Source organism: Brevundimonas sp. NPDC055812, assembly GCF_053616535.1.
Window position 1 is genome coordinate 92043 of the sequence record NZ_JBSHDX010000007.1, and the last position, 23499, is coordinate 115541.

The 23499-nt window shown below is 68.0% G+C and carries 20 protein-coding genes; 13 read left to right on the top strand and 7 right to left on the bottom strand.

What is annotated here, in order from left to right; genetic code table 11:
• Positions 1-77: 77 nt before the first annotated feature.
• Both hrpB and ACWGL1_RS12810 read left to right on the top strand, forming a co-directional pair.
• Positions 78-2513, top strand: a complete 2436-nt coding sequence (gene hrpB, locus ACWGL1_RS12805) for an ATP-dependent helicase HrpB (RefSeq protein ID WP_452112198.1) — start codon at positions 78-80, stop codon at positions 2511-2513.
• A gap of 63 nt (positions 2514-2576) precedes the next feature.
• Positions 2577-3866, top strand: coding sequence for an MFS transporter (locus ACWGL1_RS12810; RefSeq protein WP_452112199.1), 1290 nt, complete (start codon positions 2577-2579; stop codon positions 3864-3866).
• On the opposite strand, the gene ACWGL1_RS12815 is transcribed toward ACWGL1_RS12810, so the two are convergent.
• Genes ACWGL1_RS12815 through ACWGL1_RS12825 form a run of 3 tightly spaced genes read right to left on the bottom strand, consistent with a single transcriptional unit; the run spans position 3863 to position 6917 of the window.
• A complete protein-coding gene (locus tag ACWGL1_RS12815) occupies positions 3863-4675 on the bottom strand; it encodes a TrmH family RNA methyltransferase (protein WP_452112200.1) in 813 nt (270 codons plus the stop codon). The two genes, ACWGL1_RS12810 and ACWGL1_RS12815, sit on opposite strands and share 4 nt — an antisense overlap.
• On the bottom strand, positions 4675-5571 hold the full coding sequence (locus ACWGL1_RS12820) for a class I SAM-dependent methyltransferase (protein WP_452112201.1): 897 nt from the start codon (positions 5569-5571) through the stop codon (positions 4675-4677). Before ACWGL1_RS12820 ends, ACWGL1_RS12815 begins: the two co-directional genes overlap by 1 nt.
• A gap of 17 nt (positions 5572-5588) precedes the next feature.
• Positions 5589-6917: a glycosyltransferase family 2 protein gene (locus tag ACWGL1_RS12825; RefSeq protein WP_452112202.1), complete on the bottom strand. Its 1329-nt coding sequence runs from the start codon at positions 6915-6917 to the stop codon at positions 5589-5591.
• 209 nt (positions 6918-7126) lie between these two features.
• On the opposite strand from ACWGL1_RS12825, the gene ACWGL1_RS12830 reads away from it, so the two are divergent.
• From ACWGL1_RS12830 to ACWGL1_RS12845, 4 genes are read left to right on the top strand one after another with little or no spacing between them, the layout of a single operon-like run.
• The gene (locus ACWGL1_RS12830) at positions 7127-7759 is read left to right on the top strand and encodes a TetR/AcrR family transcriptional regulator (protein ID WP_291775039.1); all 633 of its coding nucleotides are present in this window, start codon (positions 7127-7129) and stop codon (positions 7757-7759) included.
• A 5-nt stretch (positions 7760-7764) separates the two neighbouring features.
• Complete coding sequence (locus ACWGL1_RS12835; protein ID WP_452112272.1) at positions 7765-8559, top strand: ABC transporter substrate-binding protein; 795 nt, start codon at positions 7765-7767, stop codon at positions 8557-8559.
• On the top strand, positions 8556-9545 hold the full coding sequence (locus tag ACWGL1_RS12840; RefSeq protein WP_452112203.1) for a FecCD family ABC transporter permease: 990 nt from the start codon (positions 8556-8558) through the stop codon (positions 9543-9545). The genes ACWGL1_RS12835 and ACWGL1_RS12840 overlap by 4 nt, the downstream gene beginning before the upstream one ends.
• Positions 9533-10300, top strand: coding sequence for an ABC transporter ATP-binding protein (locus tag ACWGL1_RS12845; protein ID WP_452112204.1), 768 nt, complete (start codon positions 9533-9535; stop codon positions 10298-10300). Before ACWGL1_RS12840 ends, ACWGL1_RS12845 begins: the two co-directional genes overlap by 13 nt.
• Here the strand turns inward: ACWGL1_RS12845 and ACWGL1_RS12850 are convergent, their stop codons facing one another.
• Complete coding sequence (locus ACWGL1_RS12850) at positions 10301-12331, bottom strand: lytic transglycosylase domain-containing protein (protein WP_291775051.1); 2031 nt, start codon at positions 12329-12331, stop codon at positions 10301-10303.
• A 114-nt stretch (positions 12332-12445) separates the two neighbouring features.
• On the opposite strand from ACWGL1_RS12850, the gene dapA reads away from it, so the two are divergent.
• The 4 genes from dapA (at position 12446) to prfB (ending at position 17482) form a co-directional block, all read left to right on the top strand.
• Positions 12446-13330 carry a 4-hydroxy-tetrahydrodipicolinate synthase gene (dapA, locus tag ACWGL1_RS12855; RefSeq protein ID WP_452112205.1) on the top strand — a complete coding sequence of 295 codons (885 nt, stop codon included), beginning with the start codon at positions 12446-12448 and terminating at the stop codon, positions 13328-13330.
• Positions 13330-13800, top strand: coding sequence for an SsrA-binding protein SmpB (gene smpB, locus ACWGL1_RS12860; RefSeq protein WP_291775056.1), 471 nt, complete (start codon positions 13330-13332; stop codon positions 13798-13800). The genes dapA and smpB overlap by 1 nt, the downstream gene beginning before the upstream one ends.
• Positions 13801-13901: 101 nt before the next feature.
• Positions 13902-16292 carry a penicillin-binding protein 1A gene (locus tag ACWGL1_RS12865; RefSeq protein WP_291776123.1) on the top strand — a complete coding sequence of 797 codons (2391 nt, stop codon included), beginning with the start codon at positions 13902-13904 and terminating at the stop codon, positions 16290-16292.
• A 76-nt stretch (positions 16293-16368) separates the two neighbouring features.
• Positions 16369-17482 (top strand): peptide chain release factor 2 gene (prfB, locus tag ACWGL1_RS12870; RefSeq protein WP_291775059.1). Its coding sequence is split into 2 segments (ribosomal slippage): positions 16369-16437 and positions 16439-17482, totalling 1113 coding nucleotides; the frame shifts between segments, so codons are not numbered across the junction.
• Between the two features lie 76 nt (positions 17483-17558).
• Here prfB and ACWGL1_RS12875 read toward each other — a convergent pair.
• From ACWGL1_RS12875 to tyrS, 3 genes are all read right to left on the bottom strand, one after another.
• Complete coding sequence (locus ACWGL1_RS12875) at positions 17559-18119, bottom strand: bactofilin family protein (RefSeq protein WP_452112206.1); 561 nt, start codon at positions 18117-18119, stop codon at positions 17559-17561.
• A gap of 133 nt (positions 18120-18252) precedes the next feature.
• Positions 18253-18720: a peroxiredoxin gene (locus ACWGL1_RS12880; RefSeq protein WP_452112207.1), complete on the bottom strand. Its 468-nt coding sequence runs from the start codon at positions 18718-18720 to the stop codon at positions 18253-18255.
• Between the two features lie 133 nt (positions 18721-18853).
• Positions 18854-20134, bottom strand: coding sequence for a tyrosine--tRNA ligase (gene tyrS, locus ACWGL1_RS12885; RefSeq protein ID WP_291775068.1), 1281 nt, complete (start codon positions 20132-20134; stop codon positions 18854-18856).
• A 179-nt stretch (positions 20135-20313) separates the two neighbouring features.
• On the opposite strand from tyrS, the gene ACWGL1_RS12890 reads away from it, so the two are divergent.
• From ACWGL1_RS12890 to ACWGL1_RS12900, 3 genes are all read left to right on the top strand, one after another.
• Positions 20314-21453 carry an anhydro-N-acetylmuramic acid kinase gene (locus ACWGL1_RS12890; RefSeq protein WP_338574867.1) on the top strand — a complete coding sequence of 380 codons (1140 nt, stop codon included), beginning with the start codon at positions 20314-20316 and terminating at the stop codon, positions 21451-21453.
• Positions 21453-22409, top strand: coding sequence for a DMT family transporter (locus ACWGL1_RS12895; RefSeq protein WP_338574870.1), 957 nt, complete (start codon positions 21453-21455; stop codon positions 22407-22409). The genes ACWGL1_RS12890 and ACWGL1_RS12895 overlap by 1 nt, the downstream gene beginning before the upstream one ends.
• Before the next feature lie 107 nt (positions 22410-22516).
• Positions 22517-23494 (top strand): TerC family protein, encoded by a 978-nt coding sequence (locus ACWGL1_RS12900; protein WP_452112208.1) that lies wholly within the window; start codon positions 22517-22519, stop codon positions 23492-23494.
• Positions 23495-23499: the final 5 nt, after the last annotated feature.

The window sequence follows — 23499 nt, forward strand, 5'->3', positions numbered from 1 at the left end:
GGCGCAACGCGGTTTACGAAGGATGACGCGCCGACGACGCTTTCGTGACCCCGGCCGAAGGCGCTACAGCGCGTGTCATGTTGCCGATTCACGCCGTTCTGGAGCCCCTCAAGGTCGCCCTGGCTCAGACCTCTGCGGTCGTGCTGGCCGCGCCGCCGGGCGCGGGCAAGACGACGGTCGTGCCTCTGGCGTTGCTGGATCAGCCGTGGCTGGGCGGCGGCAGGATTCTCGTGCTGGAGCCGCGACGACTGGCCGCGCGCGCCGCCGCCGACCGCATGGCCGCCAGCCTTGGCCAGAAGGCGGGAGGAACCATCGGATACCGCACTCGCCTGCAAAGCCGGATCGGCCCGGACACCCGAATCGAGGTGGTGACCGAGGGCGTCTTCACGCGGATGATCCTGGACGATCCGGGGCTGGAAGGCGTCGGCGCCGTCCTGTTCGACGAATTCCACGAACGCAGTCTGGACGCTGATCTGGGGTTGGCGCTGGCGCGTGACAGCCAAACCGTGCTGCGCGACGATCTGCGCCTGTTGGTCATGTCGGCGACGCTCGACATCGCGGGCGTGTCCAAGCTGTTGGACGGCGCCCCCGTCATCGAGGCCGAAGGGCGGATGTTCCCGGTCGAGACCCGCTATCTGGGCCGCAACCCGGTCGAACGATTCGAGGACGCCATGGCCAAGGCCGTGGTTCAGGCCCTGCATGACGAGACCGGCTCGGTCCTGGCCTTCCTGCCGGGGCAGGGGGAGATTCACCGCACGGTCCAGCGCCTGAAAGAGCGGCTGCGTGATCCGTCGGTCGACGTGGTCGCCCTGTATGGCGCGCTGGACAAGGGCGAGCAGGACCGGGCCATCGAGCCCGCCGCACATGGTCGCCGCAAGGTGGTGTTGGCGACCTCGGTGGCCGAGACCAGCCTGACGATTGGGGGGGTGCGCGTCGTCATCGACGGCGGCCTGTCGCGCGTGCCGCGTTTCGAGCCGTCCAGCGGCCTGACCCGCCTGGCCACCGTCAAGGTTAGCAGATCCTCGGCGGAGCAGCGGCGCGGCCGGGCGGGGCGTGTCGAGCCCGGCGTCTGTTACCGCCTGTGGGACGAGGAGCAGACGCGTGGTCTGGTGGCGCATCAGCGGCCTGAGATTCAGGAGGCGGACCTGACCGCGTTCGCCCTCGATCTGGCGCGCTGGGGGGCGAAGTCGGTGGAAGGGCTGGCCCTGCTGGATCCGCCACCCGCCGGAGCGATGGCCGAGGCGCGCAAGGCGCTCACACGTCTCGGGGCGCTGGATGCCAAGGGCGATCTGACGGCCCATGGTCGACGCCTGACGCGCATCCCCCTGGCGCCGCGACTGGCGCATATGGCGGCCGTCGCCTCGGATCAGGGCGATGCGCTTGGCGGAGCGAGGATCGCCGCGGTGCTCAGCGAGCCGGGCCTTGGCGGAAATGGGGTCGATCTGCACGACCGGCTCAGGGGGCTGGAGCGGGACCGGTCGCCGCGTGGACGCGACGCGATGAAGCTGGCCGAGCGCTGGGCGCGGGCCGCAGGCGCAGGGCGGGACGGCGAGGCCGATGCAGGGCTGCTGCTGGCCGAGGCTTTTCCCGAACGCATCGCGCGCGCCAGGGGCAAGCCGGGCGAGCTGTTGCTGGCCTCGGGGCGCGGGGCCTTCATCGAACCCACGGATCATCTGGCGCGCGAGGCCTGGCTGGCCGTAGCGGAACTGGGCGGCGGCGACACGCGTGATCGCGTCCGCCTGGCGGCGGCGCTGGATGCGTCGACGCTGGAGCGTAACCTGGCGCATCTGATCGAGGTCGAGGATCGGCTGGCGCGCGAGCCGTCAGGCAAGCCTGTGATCCGCCGCATTCGCCGCATCGGCGCCCTTGTGCTGGATGAAAAGGTCGTCGGCGCGCCGGATCGGGCGACGATGACGGCGGCGCTGAAGGCGGAGATCGAGACGGACGGCCTCGGCGTCCTGAACTGGGGCGAACAGGCGAGGGCGCTGCGGGCGCGCCTGGCTTTCCTGCGGGGGCTGGATGAGACTTGGCCTGATGTTTCGGACGAAGGTCTGATGGCGTCGCGCGAGGACTGGCTGTGGCCGCTGCTGGACGGGGCGCGGTCGTTGGCCGACATCAGCGACGGTCGGCTGGCGGAGGCTCTGCGCGGCCTGATCCCCTGGGACCTGCAGCGCAAGCTGGATGATCTGGCGCCCACGCGCCTGACCACGCCGCTGGGCAGCGCAAGCATCGACTATGCCGCCGAGGGCGGGCCGCGCGTCGAAATCCGCGTGCAGGAGCTGTTCGGAGTGAAGGCCCATCCGACCGTCGGCGGCGGGCGTGCGCCCCTGACACTCAGCCTGCTGTCGCCAGCCCGACGGCCGGTTCAGGTGACCAAGGACCTGCCGGGTTTCTGGGCTGGATCGTGGTCGGCGGTGCGGAGCGAGATGCGCGGTCGCTATCCGCGCCACCCATGGCCGGAAGACCCGGCCAATGCGACAGCCACCAGCAGGGCCAAGCCGCGCGGAACCTGATGTCCGCTTGACGCCTGACGGCGGCGCGCCGCAATGATCGTGCGTCAACCGTAAGGATTTCGCGTGACCGACGCCGCTGTTTCACCGCCGTCCGCCTCCAAGCGGCGCGTTCTGTTCGCCAGCCTGATCGGCACGACGATCGAGTTCTACGACTTCTACATCTACGCCACGGCGGCGGTGCTGGTCTTTCCGGATCTGTTCTTCCCCGGCGGCGACCGGATGACGGCCATGCTGGCCTCGTTCGCGACCTTCTCCATCGCCTTCTTCGCCCGGCCGGTCGGCGCTGTCGTCTTCGGCCATTTCGGCGACCGGGTGGGACGCAAGGCGACCTTGGTGGCGGCCCTGATGACCATGGGCCTATCGACCATCGCCATCGGCCTGTTGCCGACCTGGCATTCGGTCGGGGTGGTGGCGCCCCTGTTGCTGGCCCTGTGTCGGTTCGGTCAGGGCTTGGGCCTGGGCGGCGAGTGGGGCGGGGCTGTGCTGCTGGCGACCGAGAACGCTCCGCCGGGCAAGAAGGCCTGGTTCGGCATGTTCCCCCAGTTGGGCGCGCCGATCGGCTTCATCCTGTCGACGCTGTCCTTCATCGTTCTGGGTCAGCTGATGAGCGAGGGCCAGTTCATGGCCTGGGGATGGCGCATCCCCTTCATCGCCAGCGCCCTGCTGGTCATCGTCGGCCTGTGGATGCGGCTGAAGATCACCGAGACGCCCGAGTTCAAGCGCGCCATCGATCGCGCCGAACGGGTCCAGGCGCCCGCCCTGACCCTCGTCGCGCATCACAAGTTCGCCTTGCTGACCGGGACGCTGGCCGGGCTGGCGACCTTCGTCCTCTTCTACCTGATGACCGTCTTCGCCCTGGGGTGGGGCACGACGGCGATGGGCTACACGCGAGAGCAGTTCCTGCCGATCCAGCTTCTGGGCGTCTGCTTCTTCGGCCTGTTCATTCCGCTGGCGGCGCTGGCGGCGGATCGCTGGGGGCAGTGGCGGACGTTGCTGGCGACGACGGTCGCCATCGCCCTGTTCGGCCTGATCCTGGCGCCCCTGTTCGGGAGCGGAGGCATGGTCGGAGTGATCGCCTTCTTCATCATCGGCTTCAGCCTGATGGGCTGCACCTATGGCCCGCTGGGCGCGGCGCTGGCGCGGCCGTTTCCGACGGCGGTGCGATACACCGGCGCGTCCATGACCTTCAATCTGGCGGGCATCCTCGGCGCCTCGTTGGCGCCCTACGCCGCGACCTGGCTGGCGGGCCATTACGGGCTTCAGGCGGTCGGCGCCTATCTGACGGTCGCGGCCCTGCTGACGGCCCTGGCCCTCATCGGCATGGGCCGCATCAGGACCGAGGGCGAGGCCTAGAGGCTGGAGCCGTAGGCAGCGTCGGTCACCGCATAGACCATGATCCCGGTGGCGACGGCCAGGTTCAGGCTGTCGGCGCGGCCGCGCATGGGGATCTTGACGTTCAGGTCGCAGGCGGCGGCCAGGTCGTCGGTCAGGCCCGCCTGCTCGTTGCCCATCAGGATCAGCGCCGGATGGCGAACCGGGCTGTCGCGATAGCCGTGGGTGGCGTCCAGACGGGTGCCGATCACGCTGCCAGGCCATGAGGCGCGCCACGCCAGGAATTCCTCGCGCGTCGCCTTGCTGATGGCGACGGCGAAGACCGAGCCCATGGTGGCCCGCACCGCCTCGACCGAGAAGGGATCGACGCAGTCGCCGATCAGGATGACCCCGCCGCAGCCGGCCGAGTCCGCCGTGCGGATGATGGTGCCCAGATTGCCCGGATCGCGCACCTGCTCCAGCGCCACCCAGCAGGGCTTGGCGTCAGGTCGGATGGCGTCCAGCGGCGTATAGACCTGATCGAATACGCCCAGCACCGTCTGCGGATTGTCGCGACGGCTGATCTTTTCGAGGATGGCGTGGGTGACGACGATGATCTGGCCGCCGGCCTTCGTCGTCTCGGCCTTGGCGCGGTCCAGCAGGGGATGCGGCCGGGCGTCCTGGCCGATCAGCAGCATGACTGGGGCGCGGCCCTGATCCAGCGCCTCGCCGATGAATTTCAGCCCCTCGGCCAGGAAGCGGCCGGTCGCCTCGCGCTCCTTGCGCATGTGCAGGGCGCGGACGGCCTTGATAGTGTCGTTGGTCAGGGAGGTGATGAGACGTTCGGACATCAGGCGCTCCATCTGGCGAAGAAGCTGAGGCCGATCGCGCGTGCGTACTGCCCGTCCTCTGACAGCGCCAATTCGCCCCAGTCGATGCGGCCGCCGCGATCCTGCGTCGCCTCGGCCATCATATGCGCCAGCGACAGGCCGGAAATCCGCGCCGCATAGGCGTTCAGCAGCAGGAAGGAGGCGTCGTCGGACAGCAGGGCGGCGCAGTCCTTGAGCAGGTCCGGCATATCCTCGAACAGGCGCCAGACCTCGCCATTGGCGCCGCGCCCGTACTTCGGCGGGTCGAGGATGATGCCGTCATACTGGCTGCCGCGCCGCACTTCGCGAGCCACGAATTTGCGGGCGTCCTCGACGATCCAGCGGATGGGACGATCAGCCAGACCTGACAACTCAGCGTTTTCGCGGGCGTAGGTCACGGACTTCTTCGAGGCGTCGACGTGGGTGACGTGCGCGCCTGCCGCCGAACAGGCCAGGCTGGCGACACCGGTATAGCCGAACAGGTTCAGGATTTTCGGCTGCTTCAAGGTGCGGACGCGGGCGTCCAGCCATTCCCAGTTGGCCGCCTGTTCTGGGAAGAAGGCCAGGTGCCTGAACGGGGTGAACCGGCCCATGAACCGCACGTCCCGCCATTTCAACGGGAAGGCGTCGATCGGGCCATGGGCGTCGAAGCGCCAGCGGCCGGAGTCCTCTTCCTCCTGCTGCGGATCGAACATGGCGTTGGCGCACCCGAAGGCGGCTTCGTCATGGGCCTTCCAGAAGCATTGCGGCTCGGGGCGCACCACGGTGTAGCGGCCGTAGCGCTCCAGCTTGCGGCCATCGCCGCTGTCCAGAAGGGCGTAGTCCGACCACCCGCGCGTGACGAGGGTTTCGGGCGTGGGGGAAAGAACCGGAGCCATGGGCGCTGATTAGGCGCTCAGGCGGCCGCTCGTCCAGCGTCTGCGCCGTCGATCGCGCTTATCTCTGGATCGGGCTCCGCATGATGGGGCGTCTTGTCCCAGTGATGAGGTTCCAAGATCAGCCGGATGACGGCATGGGCGAAGGCCAGGCTGAGCAGGCACCAATAGGCGAGGGAGGCCGCCATATCGCCCAGGCCATAGGCGCCGCCCGCCTGTCGCGCTCCTCGATGCTTCAAAAGCCATGCGGCGACGATGCCCGACACAAGGACGACGCTGCCTTGCGGCGAGAAATGAGGCAAGCCTCCTGCTACGAGGGCGGTCAGGGCCACGCAGAACACCCAGGCGGCGCAGACGGCGTGGATGGCGGCGGACGCAACCCCGGCGCCAACCGTCGCGGCCAGCGCGGTCCAGCCTCTCCAGCCCATCCCTTCCGCATAACGCGTATGGACGGCCAGGGTCTGCAGATAGCCCTTCAGCCAACGCGTGCGTTGCGGAAGCCAGAGACGCAGGGGGCCTGGCGGAGGCTCGTAGGTCGGCCTCTCGATGACTCCCAGCCGATAGCCGGCGCGCCAGATTCGAAAGCCCAGGTCCGCGTCCTCGGTGACGTTCCAGGCGTCCCAACCTCCCAGTGCTCGCAGCACCGGGACGCGGAAATGGTTGCTGGTGCCGCCTAGTGGAAAGGGCAGGCCGAGGCGGCTCATGGCCGGCAGGGTGACTTCGAACAGGGCGGCGTATTCGGCCGCGAACTGTCGGTCGAGGAAGGGGCTGGCGCTGCCCTTGCCCCGGCGTCGAATGCGAAGCGGCGCCTGAAGGCAAGCCAGGCCTTCTCCCTCTTGGCTGAACCGCGCCGCCGCCTCACGCAGTTGGAACGGATCCGGATCATCCTCAGCGTCATAGATGGTGATGAGGTCGCCGGTGCAGCGGGACAGGGCGTGGTTCAGCGCGCGAGGCTTGGTCTTCGGCGCGCCCGGTGGCACGATCAGAACCCGAAGCCAGTCGGGACGGGCCAGATCCTGCGCCGCCCTGATCGTCTCGACGTCGTCGGCCTCGAGCGCCAGATAGCCCTCAAGCCGGTCGCTGGGATAGTCGATCTCGGAAAGCCGCTCGATCAACTGCGGCAGGATGGCGGTCTCCTGATACAGGGCGGCCACAACGGTGTAGCGCGGCCATTGATCCGGCGGTTGGGGCGATGCCTCAGGCTGCCTCCAACCCCGGCTGGTCCAGAGCAGGAAGAGTCTCCAGGCGGCCAGGCTCATGAAGCCGATCTGCAGGCCCAGCAACACGGCCGAACCGGATACCGGCGCGAGGGCGGCGGCGACCAGACCGCTGGCGAGGAACAAGGCCAAGCTCGCGGCCTGACCAAGCGTCAGCGTGATGCGCGCGGACCTTAGAGCATCGCCGTCCGCTGGAACGATCGTTCCCCTTCGCATTCTCGCCCTCCCTGATAGATATCAAGGTTATATTGACAAGACTGTAAAGTGAAATATTTGGCCTGAACGGGCATTTGCGGCTATCACGGCCCTCTCACAGGAGTTCCAGGTTGGGGAGCACTCAAGTGTCGGTCGCACCTGCCGCATCGTCGCGTTCGACCCGCAAGCCCAAGGGCGAAGGGCACGAGCGCCGCGCGGAAATTCTGGCGGCGGCGGAGGGCATTTTCGTCGAGCAGGGCTATGAGGGCGCCACTATCCGCAAGATCGCGGATGAAGTGGGGCTGTCGTCGACCGCCCTCTACATGCACTTCGCGGACAAGGGCGAGATTCTCAATGAGATCTGCCGCAACGCCTTCGACACCCTGGCCGAGGAGCACCGTCGAACCCTGGCGGAAGACGCCCCGCCGCTGGCTCGGTTGCGTCGGATCATCGAGAACTACATGGCGTTCGGTTTCGCCAATCCCAACGCCTATCGCCTCGCCTACCTGACACCGCCGGTGCAGACGCGCCACGGCGCCGAGACCGTGGCTCAGCAGAGCGGCGCGGAGCTGTTCAGGGCTTTCGTCAGCGTGGTGGAAGAGGCGGTCGATCAGGGCGCGTTGCGAGGCGAGCCGCGCACTCTGGCGCAAGTCATCTGGGCCAGCGCCCATGGCCTGGTCTCCATCATGACGACCAAGCCTTACTTCGACTGGGCGGACCGCGAGACGCTGGTTCGCACGCAGATGGACGCCCTGTTCGCGGGACTGACCGCCTCGTGAGGTCCATGATCGGGGCGGTCGCCCTGGCCTTGGCGATTTCCGGCTTCGGCGGTGACGAGGCGATCGCCGCTCCCCTGCGCGTCATGGCTCTGGACCAATGCGCCGATCAGTTCGTCCTTGCCTTGGCCCCGGATGCGGAACTGGGCCTGTCGCCCAGGGCTGACGACCCGGACTCCTGGCTGCGCGCAAAGGCCGAAGGACATCGGCGGGTCCGCCCGACCTTGGAGGCTGCTGTCGGGTTCCGACCGGACGTGGCGGTGCGCTACTGGGGCGGAGATCCGCGCCTGCTCGCGACCTTGAAGCGGGATGGGGTTCGCACGGTGACGATCACCGACGCTGCGGACATGGATGGGGTTCGCGCCAACATCCGCGCCGTGGCCGAGGCCGTGAGCGCCGTCGAACGCGGCGAGGCCCTGATCGCGCGTATGGACTCTCGACTGGCGAAGGCGGAAGGGACCGGGCGGGGGCGGAAGGCCGTCTATGTCACTGCAGGCGGGTTCACGACCGGGCCAGGCTCCCTGATGGACGCCGTTCTGCGCGCCGCAGGGTTTCGCAACGGCGTTGAGCGGCCCGGCTATCAGCCGTTGAGGCTGGAGGGGGTGTTGCTGACGCCGCCCGCCCTGTTCGTGAAGGGATTCTTCGATCTGGCGCGCTCCGACTGGCGCGGGGCGGGGCGGCATCCGATGATGCGTCGCGCCATGCAAGGACGGACGGCGGCGGAGCTGCCTGGCGCGGTGCTGACGTGTCCCGCCTGGTTCGCAGCGGACGCCGCCGCCCAGCTGGCCGAACAAGCCTCATGAGCAGGGTCTGGGTGTTGAACCTCGTTCTGGCGGGCGCGATCGTGCTGGCCGTCGCGCTGGCTGTGACGCTGGGCGAGACCCGGTTCAGCGCCACTGACTACGCCGAAGCCTTGAGCCATCCCGCTTCCGGGCCCGGCGAGGTGCTGTGGCTGGTGCGGGCTCCGCGCGCCATCGCTGCTCTCTTCGTGGGAGCCGCCTTGGGGCTGGCCGGCGCGGTGATGCAGGGCCTGTTGCGCAATCCCCTGGCTGAGCCTGGCGTGCTGGGCGTATCGGCCGCCTCGGCCCTGGCTGCGGCGACGGCCATCGTTCTGGGGTTGGCGGCGGTTCCCGGCGCGGTCGAGGTTTCGGCGCTGTTCGGCGCTGCTGTGGCCGGCGGGCTGCTGATCGCCCTGGCTGCGCGGGTGCGGACGCCCGAGGCGCTGATCCTGTTCGGCGTGGCCTTGTCCAGTTTCGCCGGCGCGCTGACCGCTCTGATCTTCAACCTTTCGCCGTCGCCCATCGCCTCGGCCGAGGTGATGAACTGGCTGCTGGGGTCGGTCGAGAACCGCAGCTGGATCGACGTCGCCTGGGTCGCGCCGGCCGTCCTGATCGCCGCCCTGCTGGCGCGAAGCGCGTCGCCCGGCCTGCGGATGCTGACGCTGGGCGAAGAGGCGTCGAGGGCGTCCGGCCTGTCGATGGGTCGGATGCGGATCCTGGCGCTGGCGGCGGCGGCCCTGGCGGCGGGTGCAGCGGTGGCGGTGGCGGGCGTCATCGGCTTCGTCGGCCTGGCGGCGCCGCATCTGGTGCGTGCGGCGGTGCGCGGCGATCCGGGCAGGCTGCTCCCGCCCTCGGCGCTGGCGGGCGGCCTGATGCTGGTGATCGCCGATCTGGCGGCGCGGATGCTACCCACGGATCAGGAGTTGAAGCTCGGCGTCTTCACCGCCCTGGTCGGCGCGCCCCTGTTCGCCCTGATCGCCTGGCGCGCCGCGCGGGAGTGGCGGCTGTGACGGCGGTGCTGCTGGAGCTTGCGAACGCGCACGCCCGTGTGGGCGGCGCGGAAGTGCTGAAGGGCGCTTCCCTGTCCGTGCGGCCGGGCGAGGTCGTCGCCCTGTGCGGGCCGAACGGTGCGGGCAAGTCGACGGCGGTGCGCGCCGCATTGGGGCTGGTCCGACTGACGCAGGGCGCCGCGCGTCTGGGCGGCGACGAGGCGCGACGGCTGTCCGAGCGTCAGCGGGGCGAGCGCGCGGCCTATCTGCCGCAGGACCGTTCCATCGCCTGGAATCTTCCGGCGGTCGAGCTGGCGGCGCTGGGTGCGCCGTTCCTGGCGGGCGCCGCCGCCCTGGGCCGGGCTCGCGCCGCGCTGGACGAGTTGGGCGTCGGCCATCTGGCGGATCGCGGCGTGGCCGAGATGTCGGGCGGTGAGCGGGCGCGCGTCCTGCTGGCCCGCGCCTTGACGGCTCCAGCGCCCTTGCTGGCGGCGGACGAGCCGATCGGGGGGCTGGACCCCGACGCCCAGCTTCTGGTGCTGGAGCGGCTGCGGGCCCGGGCCGATGCTGGACGCGGGATACTGGTCAGCCTGCACGATCTGACCCTGGCGGCCCGTTTCGCCGACCGGGTGGTGGTGCTGGATCAGGGGCGCACGGCGGCTGAAGGCGCGCCGACCGAGGCCCTGTCGCCGCGCATTCTGAAGACCGTTTTCAACCTCGACGCCGTTTGGCTGGAGGCGTTGGACGGGCCGATTCTAGCGGCCCGCCGCCTGTAGTCAGGGTTGATAGGGCCGCGGGCCTGCGTTCGGCGGCGTGCCGCGCGCCAGATCCGCCGACGGGGTCAGGGGAGCCGAGCCGCCGTTCAGCCGAGCGCGATAGACCTGCATGTTCTCCATCACCCGCATCATGTAGTTGCGCGTCTCGGTGAAGGGCGCGCACTCGATGAAGTCGATGGGATCGACCTGGGCCTGACGCGGATCGCCGCAGCGGGCGGTCCATTGCGGCGGACGCGCCGGTCCGGCGTTGTAGCCGACGGCGGCCAGCAAGGGCGATCCGCCGAAATTGTTCATCAGCTCGCCCAGATGATAGCTGCCCAGAGTCATGTTGATCTCGGGGTCCCACAGTTGTTCGGCGCTGAATGCGCGGCCCATGCGGCGCGCCACACCCTGCGCCGTGGCTGGCAGAAGCTGCATCATCCCCCGCGCATCGGCGCCCGAACGAACCAGAGGGTCGAAGCTGGATTCCTGACGGGTGATGGCCAGGGCGAACTCATTGGGGGCCATGCCCGGAACCTGCTGCGGAAGGCGGATCGGATACATCCGCTCCGGCATGACGAAGCCGCGCTGGCTGGCCGCGCGGCCGACCATCATTGATCCGAACTGATCGCCATAGCCCTGCATCAGGTCGAACAACTGCGACAGATCGTAGGGCGAGGGCAGGGTGTCATCCAGGTGGTAGGCGAAGACCCGCATCAGGTTCTTCTCGCCGATCTGGCCCAGGATGCGGGTCGCCCGCACCACCTCATTGCCCTCGAAGCGATTGACGTCCTCGGGCGAGGGCGTGGGCTCGCCAGGCAGGGTCAGGGTAGTCGCGCCGGCTTTTTCCGCGGCGAGCTGGCCGTAGAAGGTCTGCCAGTGCGCGGCGCCCGCCTGATACCAATTCTGGGCGCCCTGTCGGTCGCCGCGCGCTTCCGCCGCACGACCCAGCCAGTAGAGGGCGCGCCCCTGGGTGATCGGGGTCGAGGAGGCATTGCGCAGCGCCTCGAAATGTTGGGCGGCTGTCGCCGGGTCGTTCAGCTTGGTGAGAGCCACCCAGCCGGCGAAGAATTCGGCGTCGACCTTGCGTTCGCCCGAAGGGAAGCCGTGGCCGTTCATCGCGGCGTAGGCGGCGCGAGCGTTCCCCTGTTGCAGCGCGTCGAGGAAATAGTTGCGGCGTTCGCTCCACAGGGTGTTCTGGCCGTCCGCGTGCGAGGGGGCGGCGGGCAGGGCGGACAGGAGCGGGAAGGCCTCGGATTGACGACCTGCGGAGCGCAGCAGGCGCACCCGCTCCAGCACCACGGCCGGGTCGTTGGCCTGAGCGGGCGACAGGCCGGCGACGATGGCGTCCGGGGCGTAGGCCGTTCGAAGCGACATCACGGCGTTGGCGACGGCCTGGCGGTCGGCCGGAACCAGGGCGACCATGGCGCGCGTCGCCGGGCCGTGCGGTCCCAGCAGCAGCATGTCCAGCCGCGCCACATGGTCGTCGCTGGTCAGCCCGCCGCTCCAGCGCGAATAGATCCGGCTTTGCTGGGCTTCCTCAAAACTCTGGGTGCGCCACCAGTCGCGAATCAGGGCCTGGGCCTCATGGCGGCGGCCCGTCTGCTCCAGCGCGCCGGCCAGGGCGATGGCGCCCTGGGCCGTGGTGGGGGCGGTTCCGTTGAAGAAGGCCAGGACGGCGTCCGGCGACTGGCCCGCCATGTCCAGAGCGCGCTCGCCCGCCGCTCGACGAGAATCGCCGCGGGGCCAGCTCGCCAGATCGGTCTGAGCCAGCGCCAGGTCGCTGTAGGACATCTGCTTGTCCGAGGTGTCCACCAGGGCCCATTCGACCAGCTTGCGTGCGGTCGGATCGGAAATGCGGGCCATGATGGACTGGGTTCCGACGACGTCGCGCGCCCGCGCGGCCGTCAGGCCCTGCTGCACCAGGGCGGCGTCCTGGCTGTTGATGATTCCGCCCTGACTGGCGGAGTAGGGGACCGGCGCGCTGTTCAGCACATCCTGAGCCGGTGGAGTCAGTATCGCCAGGGCGGCGGCCACGGTCGTCGCGATCATCAGATATCTGATCCTCATTCATCTTTGGTTGCGGCCAAGCGGCGGGCAACCTACCCTTTGCCGATTAGTGACGGGCGGACCGCCGCCCATTCTCCGCGCAGGTATGTTGTTCCCATGACCGCCCCCTTGTTCAAGGGCGTGATCACCGCCCTGATCACACCTCTTCGTGACGGAAACGTGGACGAGGCCGCTTTCAGGCGTCTGTTGGAACGCCAGATCGCCGCCGGGGTTCACGGCGTCGTGCCGATGGGCACCACGGGCGAAAGCGCGACCTTGCACCTGGACGAGCACAAGCGCGTGGTTGAACAGTGCGCGGAGATCGCCGCCGGGCGCATCCGCGTCATCGCCGGCGCCGGTTCTTCAGCGACGGACAAGGCGATCGAACTGACCCGTTTCGCCAAGACGGTCGGCGCCGACGGCGCCCTGGTGGTCACGCCCTATTACAACCGCCCCTCGCAGGCCGGGATGCAGGCCCATTTCGAGGCCGTGGCCGATGCGGTGCAACTGCCGATTCTGCTCTACAACGTGCCCGGTCGTACCGGCGTGGACCTGTCGAACGAAACCGTTGCGGCCCTGGCGGCGCATCCGAACATCGTCGGCATCAAGGATGCGAGCGCGGATGTGGCGCGGGCCAGTTGGATGCGAGCGAATATCCACGGCCCCTTCGACCTGATTTCGGGGGATGACTCCAGCTATCTGGGCTATGCCGCCCACGGAGGCGTCGGGGTGATCTCGGTGACCTCGAATGTCGCGCCGGAGGCCATGGTCGCCCTGTATGATGCGATTCAGGCCGGCGACTTCGCCGTCGCCCGATCCTGGCAGGAGCGCCTGATCGGCCTGCATAAGGCGCTGTTCCTCGACAACTCCCCGTCGCCGGCCAAATACGCCCTCGCCAGGCTGGGGCTATGCGAGGAAGAGGTCCGGCTGCCGCTGTCGCTGACGGCCGACGCCGTGAAGCCAGCCATCGACAAGGCGCTGACCGAGGCCGGGGTCGCCTGATGGCCGCTGACGCGCCCAAGCAAAAGACGATCGCCGAAAATCGGCGCGCACGCTTCGACTACTTCCTCGAGGACTACATCGAGGCCGGAATCCAGTTGTTGGGCACCGAGATCAAGGCCCTGCGCGACGGGCGGGCGAACATCGCCGAAAGCTATGTCTCGCCGGAGGGGCGTGAGATGGTGCTGATCAACGCCGATATCCCGCCCTACAAGATGGCGAACCGCTTCAACCATGAGCCGCGCCGCCACCGGAAGCTGCTGCTGCACCGCAAGCAGATCGACAAACTGATCGGCGCCGTCCAGCGGGACGGCCGCACCATCGTTCCGGTGCGCCTGTATCTGAACGAGGCGGGTAAGGCGAAGCTGGAAATCGCCCTGGCCAAGGGCAAGAAGCTGCACGACAAACGCGAGGTTTCGGCCGAACGGGACTGGCAGCGAGACAAGGCGCGCCTGCTGCGCGACAAGGGATAAGTGCGGTTCCGCTTTGCGCGCCGCGCGACGCGCGATAAACGAGCGATGATGGGGTGCGTCTTGCGGAGTTCACGGTGAAGATAGCCGAACGCTGGTTCGTCATGGCGGGCGTGGCCCTGCTGGGCGCCATCGCCGTGGCTGGGGTGGTGGTGGCGATCTACGCCGCCTGGGTCCTGCACGACATGCCCGACGCGTCCGAGCTGGCGGACTATCGCCCGGCGACGGCGACGCGCGTCTACGCCGGCGACGGCACCCTGATCGGCGAGTTCTCGGATCAGCGCCGGATTTACGTCACCTATGACCAGGTGCCGCAGACGGTCGTTCACGCCTTCCTGGCGGCCGAAGACCAGAACTTCTTCAGCCACGGCGGCATCGACGTGTCCGGCATCGGCCGGGCCATGTTCAAGAACGTCTTCAACGTGCTGTCCGGTCGTCGCCTGGAAGGCGGCTCGACCATCACCCAGCAGGTGGCCAAGAACGTCCTGCTGACCAGCGAGACCAGTCTGAACCGCAAGCTCAAGGAAGCCGTCCTCTCCAGCCGTCTGGAAGCGACGCTGAGCAAGGAGCAGATCCTCGAGCTGTATCTGAACGAGATCTACCTGGGCTATCGCTCCTACGGCGTGGCCTCGGCGGCCTACAACTATTTCGGCAAGTCGCTGGATCAGCTGACGCCGGACGAGGCGGCCTTCCTGGCGGCCCTGCCCAAGGGGCCGACCAACTATCACCCCAAACGCTACCCTGAGGCCGCGCTGGGGCGGCGGAACTGGGTGCTGGGCGAAATGGCCGACAACAAGTGGCTGACGGACGCGCAGTTGCAGACCGCGCTGGCGCGCCCCTTGAACACCCGTTCGGCGCCGCGCCGCGCGGAATACGCCGACGCGGACTTCTTCGTGGAGGAGGCGCGTCGTCGCGCCATCGCCCTGTTCGGTCAGGAAGAGGTCAATCGCGGCGGCTACTACCTGCGCACCACCTTGGACCCGCAGCTGCAGTCGGCGGCGCGCGACGCCCTGATGCGCGGCCTTGAAGACTACGACCGTCGCCACGGCTGGCGCGGCGCCTGGGGCACGACCGATTTCGCCGACGGCTGGCAGGCCGAAGCCCAGAAGCGCACGACCCCGCCCGAGCGCCGTTCGTGGCAGGCCGCCGCCGTCGAGAACGTCAGCGGAAGCACGGTTCGGGTCCGCATGGCCAGGGACGATCAGACCGGCGCGCTGCGCGCCGCCGACGTAGCCTGGTCCAACGCTGGACGCCGTCCCCTGAAACGCGGCGATCTGATCTTCGTCGAGCGCCAGGGCGGACAGTTCGCCCTGAAACAGGTTCCCGCAGTCAACGGCTCTCTGGTCGCCATCGAGCCGCAGTCGGGTCGCGTCCTGGCGATGGTCGGCGGCTATTCCTACGCCCTGTCTAGTTTCAACCGTGCGACGCAGGCGCGTCGTCAGCCGGGTTCGGCCTACAAGCCCTTCGTCTATGCGGCGGCGCTGGAAGGCGACTTCACTCCGGCCTCCATCGTGCTGGATGCGCCCATCAGCTTCCCCGGCGGCCCCGGCGGCCGCGCCTGGACGCCCCAGAACTACAGCCGCCAGTTCTATGGCCCGCAGACTCTGCGGCGCGGGTTGGAGCTGTCGCGTAACGTCATGACCGTGCGCCTGGCCCAGGCGGTCGGCATGAAGAACGTCGTCGACCTGTCCAAGAAGATGGGCGTGGTCGATGACATGTCGCCGAACCTGGCCATGTCGCTGGGCGCGGGCGAGACCACCCCCTATCGCATCACTGCGGCCTATGCCGCCTTCGTCAACGGCGGCCGGCGGATCGATCCCTATCTGATCGAACTGGCTCAGGATCGGAACGGCCAGACCATCCATCGCGCCGATCGACGCCAATGCCGCGACTGCGGCCGTGGCTTCAGCGGCCAGGAGTCGCCGCGCCTGCAGGATCGTGGAACCCAGGTGATCGACCCGATCACCGCCTATCAGATCACCTCGATGCTGGAGGGCGTGATTCAGCGCGGCACCGGCGCCAGGGCGCGTAGCCTCGGCCCCTGGGTCGGCGGCAAGACCGGCACGACCAATGAATACCGTTCCGCCTGGTTCGTCGGCTTTTCGGCGGACATCGTGGTCGGGGTCTTCGTCGGGTTTGACGACAACCGCTCTTTGGGCGGCGGCGAAGCCGGTGCCTCGACCGCCGTGCCGATCTTCATCGACTTCATGGAAGACGCCTTGAAGGAGCGCCCGGCGCGGCCCTTTGTGAAGCCGAAGAACGCCATCTTCCGCACCGTGAACGGCATTGAGGAAGCCTTCCGTCCGGGCACCGAACGCCAGTTGCGCGAAGAAGCGCCGCGCCCGGTCCAGCCGGAGGGGCCGCAGAACTATTACGACGTCATCCGTCGTGAGCAGGAAGCCAGGTCCCAGGCTCCGGCGCCGGTCGCGCCGCCGCCCGTGGCTCCGCCGCCGCCCAAAAAGCAGCCGGCCGAGGACTTGAGCGACCTCTACTGACGCTCTAGTTACACCCCTCTTCGGCGCGCCGGATGCCCTGGCGCGCCCTTTCACCCCCGTATCGCTGGAGATTGCGATGAGACCGGATGTCGAGGCCATGAAGGCCGACATCGAGCAGAGCGTCGCTCTGCTCAGGAGGCGACTTTGACTGGGATGTCGCTCTAAGAAAGCTCGATGAGTTGAACGCGCGGGTCGAGGATCCGACGCTGTGGGACAATCCCGAACAGGCCCAGGCCGTCAGCCGTGAACGCTCGCGCCTTGAAGCCCAGGTCAGCGCCGTCAAGGACATGGAGCAGGGTCTCGAAGACGGGATCATGCTGGCCGACATGGCGGACGAAGAGGGCGACGAAGCCACTCTCAACGAAGCCCGTGAACAGCTGAAGGCGATCAAGGACCGCGCCGCGCGCGCCGAGCTGGAAGCCCTGCTGTCCGGCGAGGCCGACGGCAATGACGCCTATCTGGAGGTCAACTCGGGCGCCGGCGGCACGGAGTCGAACGACTGGGCCGGAATGCTGCTGCGCATGTACAGCCGCTGGGCGCGCTCGCACGGCTATGAGGTCGAGCTCCAGGAAGAGGAATCCGGCGAACAGGCGGGCATCAAGTCGGCGACCCTGCTGGTCTCCGGCCCCAACGCCTATGGCTGGCTGAAGTCGGAATCGGGCGTTCACCGTCTGGTCCGCATCAGCCCCTATGACGCGGCGGCCAAGCGGCACACCTCCTTCGCTTCGGTCGGGGTGTCGCCGGTCGTCGACGACAGCATCGAGATCGACATCAACCCTTCGGACGTCCGCACGGACACCTATCGCGCGTCCGGCGCAGGCGGCCAGCACGTCAACAAGACGGACTCGGCCGTGCGCCTGACCCACATTCCGACCAATACCGTGGTGGCTTGTCAGGCGGGCCGCTCGCAGCACCAGAACCGCGATCAGGCGTGGAAGATGCTGCGCGCGCGTCTGTATGAGCTGGAACTTCAGAAGCGTGAGGCTGCGGCGCAGGCTCTGGCCGACGCCAAGACCGACATCGGCTGGGGTCACCAGATCCGATCCTACGTCCTGCAGCCGTATCAGATGGTGAAGGACCTTCGGACAGAGGTCGAAACCTCCGACACCCAGGGGGTTCTGGACGGCGATCTGGATCCGTTCATGGGCGCCGCCCTGGCGGCCCGCGTGGGCGAGACCCGCGAGGGCTGATCGACCTCGCTCGATCGATACCAAAAAAGGGCGGCCTTTGCGGGCCGCCCTTTCTCGTTATCCGTGTCCGCGCCGATCAGGCGGCGGGCTTGGCCTCGACCTTGGCGTCCGTCTTGGCGGGCGCAGGCTTTTCGGCGGGGGCAGGGGATTCGAGCATGTTGGCGCCCGGCGTGTCCCGCTTGGCCTGGGTGCAGCGGCCCTGGAACCAGGCTCCCTGTTCGATCGACAACTGCTCCTGGGTGATGTCGCCCTCGACGCGAGAGGTGGCGAACAGCTTGACCTGCTTGGCGACGATGGCGCCAGAAACGCGGCCGCGCACCTCCAGGATGTCGGCGTGGACCGTGCCTTCAACGGCGCCGCCTTCACCGATCACCACGCGCACCACGCGGATGTCGCCCTTCAGGGAGCCGTCGACCTGAAGTTCGCCCGCGCCGGAGATATTGCCTTCATACTTCACGCCCGCCGACAGAGTCGAAAGGCTGGATGAGCGGACGGCGGCCGGTCGCGCCGGTTCAGGTGCTCGAGCAGGCGTGGCGGCGGCGGCGGGCGCCGGGGTCGGAGCGGCGGGCTCCGGCGGCTTCGGAATGCCCAGCCCGCTCGAAGGGTTGCTGTCGAGGGGTTTGTTCTTGTTGAACATCTTTACTCTCCGCGTCACGCCGGGACGACCGGCGTTTGGTCAATGTCAGCCCCTGAGGATACAATCCCTGACAATACTTAGGGGGGGCTGAGACGGAGAGGTCAAGCGGGGCCTTCCGAACCCCGCTCGCCGATCAGAGCGTTTCGACGGCGGCCAGCACCTCTTCGGCGTGCCCCTTCACCTTGACGTTCCGCCAGGCGCGACGAACCACGCCCTGACCGTCGATCAGGAAGGTGGCGCGCTCAATGCCCATATATTCGCGGCCATAGAGCTTCTTTAGCACCCACACGCCCCAGGCCTCGGTGACCGCGCCGTCTCCGTCCGAGCCGAGCACGACCTTGAGGTCATGCTTGGCCTTGAAGCGGTCCAGCTTCTTCACCGTGTCGCGCGACACGCCGATCACCACGGCGTTAGCTGCCGTGAACCGGTCGATCAGGACTGAGAAGTCCTGTCCCTCGGTCGTGCAGCCGGGCGTGTCGGCCTTGGGATAGAAGTAGAGGACGACGTTCTTGCCCTTCAGGTCGGCCAGGGACAGGCGGCCGTCACCATCGGTCGCCAGGTCGAAGGCGGGGGCGGGGGTGTTTTCGGTGATGTCGACCATCAATCTCTCCGTTCATCCCGGCGGACGCCGGGACCCAGTAAGAGCCCCGGCCGCGCCGATTGAAAGCAGCAAGACGTTCTCGCCGCGCTTGAAGCCAAAGCACTGGGTCCCGGCGTCCGCCGGGATGAGCGGGTTAAACGGGCCGCACCAGCACGATCTTCTTCTTGCCGGCGCCGAGCTTGAGCACGCCGTCGGCGTTGAGGTCGGCCTCTTCGATCAGGCGGGCGCCGTCGTTAACCACCTCGTCGTTCAGGCGAAGGCCGCCGCCCTGGGCCAGACGACGCGCTTCGCCGTTGGAGCCGCTGAGGCCAGCCTTGGTCGTGACGGCGGCGATCATGGCGCCGATGACCTCGTCGCGCGGCAGTTCGACGGTCGGCAGGTCGGCGGACAGCTGGCCCTTTTCGAAGGCGGCCTCGGCGGCGGCGCGGGCGGCCTGTGCGGCCTCGACGCCGTGCAGCATGGAGGTGGTGGCGTCGGCCAGCGCCTTCTTGGCGTCATTGATCTCGGCGCCTTGGAGCGCCTCATAGCGTTCGATCTGATCCAGCGGCAGGTCGGTGAACAGGCGCATGAAGCGGCCCACGTCGCCGTCCTCAGTGTTGCGCCAGTATTGCCAGTAGTCGAAAGGCGACAGGGCGTCGGCGTTCAGCCATACGGCGCCGCCGACCGTCTTGCCCATCTTCTGGCCAGAAGCGGTGGACAGCAGCGGCGTGGTCAGGCCGAAGGCGGCCTTGTGATCCACCTTGCGGGTCAGTTCGACGCCGTTGATGATGTTGCCCCACTGGTCCGACCCGCCCATCTGCAGCGAACAGCCGTAGCGGCGGTTCAGCTCCAGGAAGTCGGTCGCCTGCATCAGCATGTAGTTGAACTCGAGGAAGGTCAGCGGCTGCTCGCGATCCAGGCGCAGCTTGACCGAGTCGAAGCTCAGCATCCGGTTGATGGTGAAATGCGTGCCGTAGTCGCGCAGGAACTGCAGGTAGCCCAGCTGCGAAAGCCACTCGTCGTTGTCGAGCATGACGGCGTCGGTCGGGCCGTCGCCGAAGGTCAGGAACTTTTCGAACACGCCTTTGATGCCGGCGATGTTCTCGGCGATTTTTTCCTCGGTCAGCAGGGGGCGCTGGGTGTCCTTGAACGAAGGGTCGCCGACCTTGGTCGTGCCGCCGCCCATCAGGACGATCGGCTTGTGTCCGGCCTGCTGAAGACGACGCAGGAGCATGATCTGGATCAGGTGGCCGACGTGCAGCGACGGCGCCGTCGCGTCGAAACCGATATAGCCCGTGACCACGCCGGCCGCCGCCGCCTCGTCCAGTTCCACCGGGTGGGTGATCTGGTGGATATAGCCGCGCGCCTTCATCAGGCGCAGGAAGTCCGACTTGAAGGCGGTTTCGGAAACGGTTTGGGTCGTGGGCTCGGTCATGGTCGGGTCCGTAGCATCAGAACCGGCGGCCGTCTTCCGAGGAATATTGCCGCCGAGGGAAGGGCGGCAAGGATCGCGGCCGCTCTCTAGTAGAGGCCGTAGTAATAGGCGGCGAAAAGGGCCGGTTGCGCGATCATGGGCGCTAGCTACGTCGCCCCTGACGTGGCAGTCAAGCCGCCATGACGACCTCCCCGAAAAACACCCTGCGCGTGCTCGGCTTCATGACCGGCACCTCGCTCGACGCCGTGGACATGGCGGTGATCGAGACGGACGGCCACGACATCCTGTCCTTCGGCCCCGCCGGAGAGATGAAGCTGGACGGCGAAACCCGCGCCATCATCGAGGACGCGATCGAGGACGCCTTCGACTGGGAACGCGACGAAGAGGAACCGGACAGCTTTGAGGACTCGCGCATGGCGGTGGCCGACGCGCATCTGGCCGCCGCGCTCGGCTTCATGGCGGTGAACGGGGTAAAGTCCGGCGCGCTGGATCTGGTCGGCGTCCACGGCCAGACCGTGCTGCATGAGGCGCCGACGCCCGAGCGGCCCGGCCGCACGGTCCAGTTGATCGACGCGATCAGCGTGGCCGAGGGGCTGGGCGTGCCGACGGCCTTTGACTTCCGCAGCGCCGACGTGGCGGCGGGCGGGCAGGGCGCGCCGCTGGCGCCCGTCTATCACGCGGCCCTGGTCCGCAAGGCGGGAATGTCGGGCCCGGTCGCGGTGCTGAATCTGGGCGGGGTCGGCAACATCACCCTGATCCGCGCCGACGGCCATTTGGAGGCCTTCGATACCGGTCCGGCCAACGGCATGGTCGATCTGCTGGTCCAGTCCCGCATGAAGAAGCGGATGGACGAGGGTGGCCGTCTGGCGGCGGCCGGGACGGTCGATCAGGCCGTGCTGGACGCCTATCTGGCCCATCCCTATTTCGCGGCGACCGGGCCGAAGTCGCTGGATCGTTTCGACTTCTCGCTGGATCCGGTTGCAAGCTTGTCGCTTGAGGACGCTGCCGCGACCCTGACAGCCTTCGCGGCGCAGGCCGTGGCGTTGGGCGTCGCCCGTTGTTCGGAGCAGCCGAAGGAGATCGTCGTCTGCGGCGGCGGTCGCCATAATCCGGTGTTGCTGGCCGCCATTCGTGATCGCGTGGGCGCCCCCGTCTCGACGGCCGAGAACAAGGGCTGGCGCGGCGACTCCATTGAGGCCGAGGCCTTCGCCTTTCTGGCGGCGCGCTGCCGTCTGGGCCTGCCGATCAGCTTCCCCGGCACGACAGGCGTTCCGGCGCCGATGACTGGCGGCCGGATCGTCGAGCCGGGAGCGGAATAGTGGCGGCCTCGTCTCGTTTCTGGGGCGTCGCCAGCGGTCTGGCGGCGGGCGCTCTGTGGGGGCTGGTCTTCCTGGCGCCCAAGGTCGTGCCTGAGGCCTCGCCCCTGCTGCTGACGGCGGGGCGTTACCTCGCCTATGGCCTGATCGCGGCTCTGTTGATCGCGCCGCGCTGGCGTCGGGTGACGGCGGCCCTGACGCGCAAGGCGTGGGGCGCTCTGGTCTGGCTGAGCCTCGCCGGGAATCTCGTCTACTTCGCCTTCCTGGTGGTCGGCGTGCATTACGCGGGCGTCGCGGCCTCGGCCCTGATCGTCGGCATGGTGCCCGTGGTGGTGGCTCTATGGGGCCTGAGGGACAAGGAGTCGCCGCCGCTGTCCCGTGTCGCTCCGCCCATCGCCGTGGCGGCGCTGGCCGTCGGCCTGATCGGGTGGGAGTCGCTCAGCCAGGGCGGCGGCGCAGCGGCGCAGAGCGGCAGCGCCACCCTGATCGGTCTGGTCTGCGCGGTTGCGGCCCTGCTGTCCTGGACCGCCTTCGCCGTCGGTAACAGCCGCTGGATGGGGCGGTTGCCCGACATCACCCCGCATGAGTGGTCGCTGCTGACCGGCGTGGTTACCGGCGCCCTGGCGCTGGCGCTGGTCATTCCGTCGTTGTTCATGCTGGGAGGCATGACGGATGACGCCTGGATGCGCCTGATCGGGGTCAGTGCGGGCGTGGCCGTCTTCGCCTCGGTCATCGGCAACGCCTTCTGGAACCAAGCCAGTCGCCTGCTGCCGCTCACCATGCTGGGCCAGATGATCGTGTCCGAGACCCTGTTCGCCTTCATCTACGGTTTCATCTGGGAACAGCGCGGGCCGACTGTGATCGAGGTCGTCGCCATGATCCTGATGATCGTCAGCGTCGTCTGGTGCGTCCGCGCCCATCGCCCGGCAGCCCTGGCCGCCGCTGAAGGTGATCATTGAGCAACGCCCGCAGGCCTCAGGCGTTGGGGTAGGGCGGACCGGGCCCCTCTGGCGACCCTTCATCGCGATGTCGGCCGCGTCGTTTGAAACGGCTCGCGAAGGCGTCGATGGACCTGTTGCTGTTGGAGTGGTTGGGCAAGCCAGTCTGGATGTGGGCGGGCTTTATGGCGGTCGTTCTCGCCCTGCTGGCGCTCGATCTGGGGCTGTTCAATCGGCGCGATCATGAAATCGGCGTGCGGGAAAGTCTGGGGCTCTCCGCCTTCTATATCGCCGTGGCCCTGGCCTTCGGGGCGTGGCTGTGGTCGTGGCTGGGGGCTGACAGTGCGATCGACTACCTGACCGCCTATGCCGTCGAGAAAAGCCTGGCGATGGACAATGTCTTCGTCATCGCCTTGATCTTCAGCGCCTTTTCCGTGCCCCGGCTTTATCAGCATCGCGTGCTGTTCTGGGGCGTGCTCGGCGTCATCGTCCTGAGGGCGATCATGATCGGCGGCGGTGCGGCGCTGGTCGCCCGCTATCACTGGGTGCTGTACCTTTTCGCAGGCTTCCTGATCCTCACCGGCGTACGGATGTTCTTTGCCCGCAGCGAGGAAACGGACATCGCCGATAATGCGCTGCTGAAATGGTTCCGGCGGCGGATGCGGGTGACGAACGACCTGCGCGGTCATGCCTTCTTCGTCCAGGCGCCAACCCGTTCGGGCGAGATGAAGCTGCACGCCACGCCGCTGTTGCTGGCCCTGGTGACGATCGAGATCGCCGACGTGATCTTCGCGGTGGACTCCGTGCCGGCGGTCTTCGCCATCACGACGGACGCCTATGTCGTCTACACGTCCAACATCTTCGCCATATTGGGGCTGAGGGCGCTCTATTTCGCCCTGGCGGCGGTGATCCACCGCTTCGCCTATCTGAAGCAGGCGCTGGCGGTCCTGCTGGTCTTTATCGGGGCCAAGGTGTTCGCCGCGCCCCTGCTGGGAATCGAGAAGACGCCGCCCGTTATCTCATTGTCAGTGACAGCGGCGATCTTGGCGACAGGGGTGGTCTGGTCTCTGTGGCGGACCCGCGCGGAGGCCGGGCCTCCGCGCTGATCGTC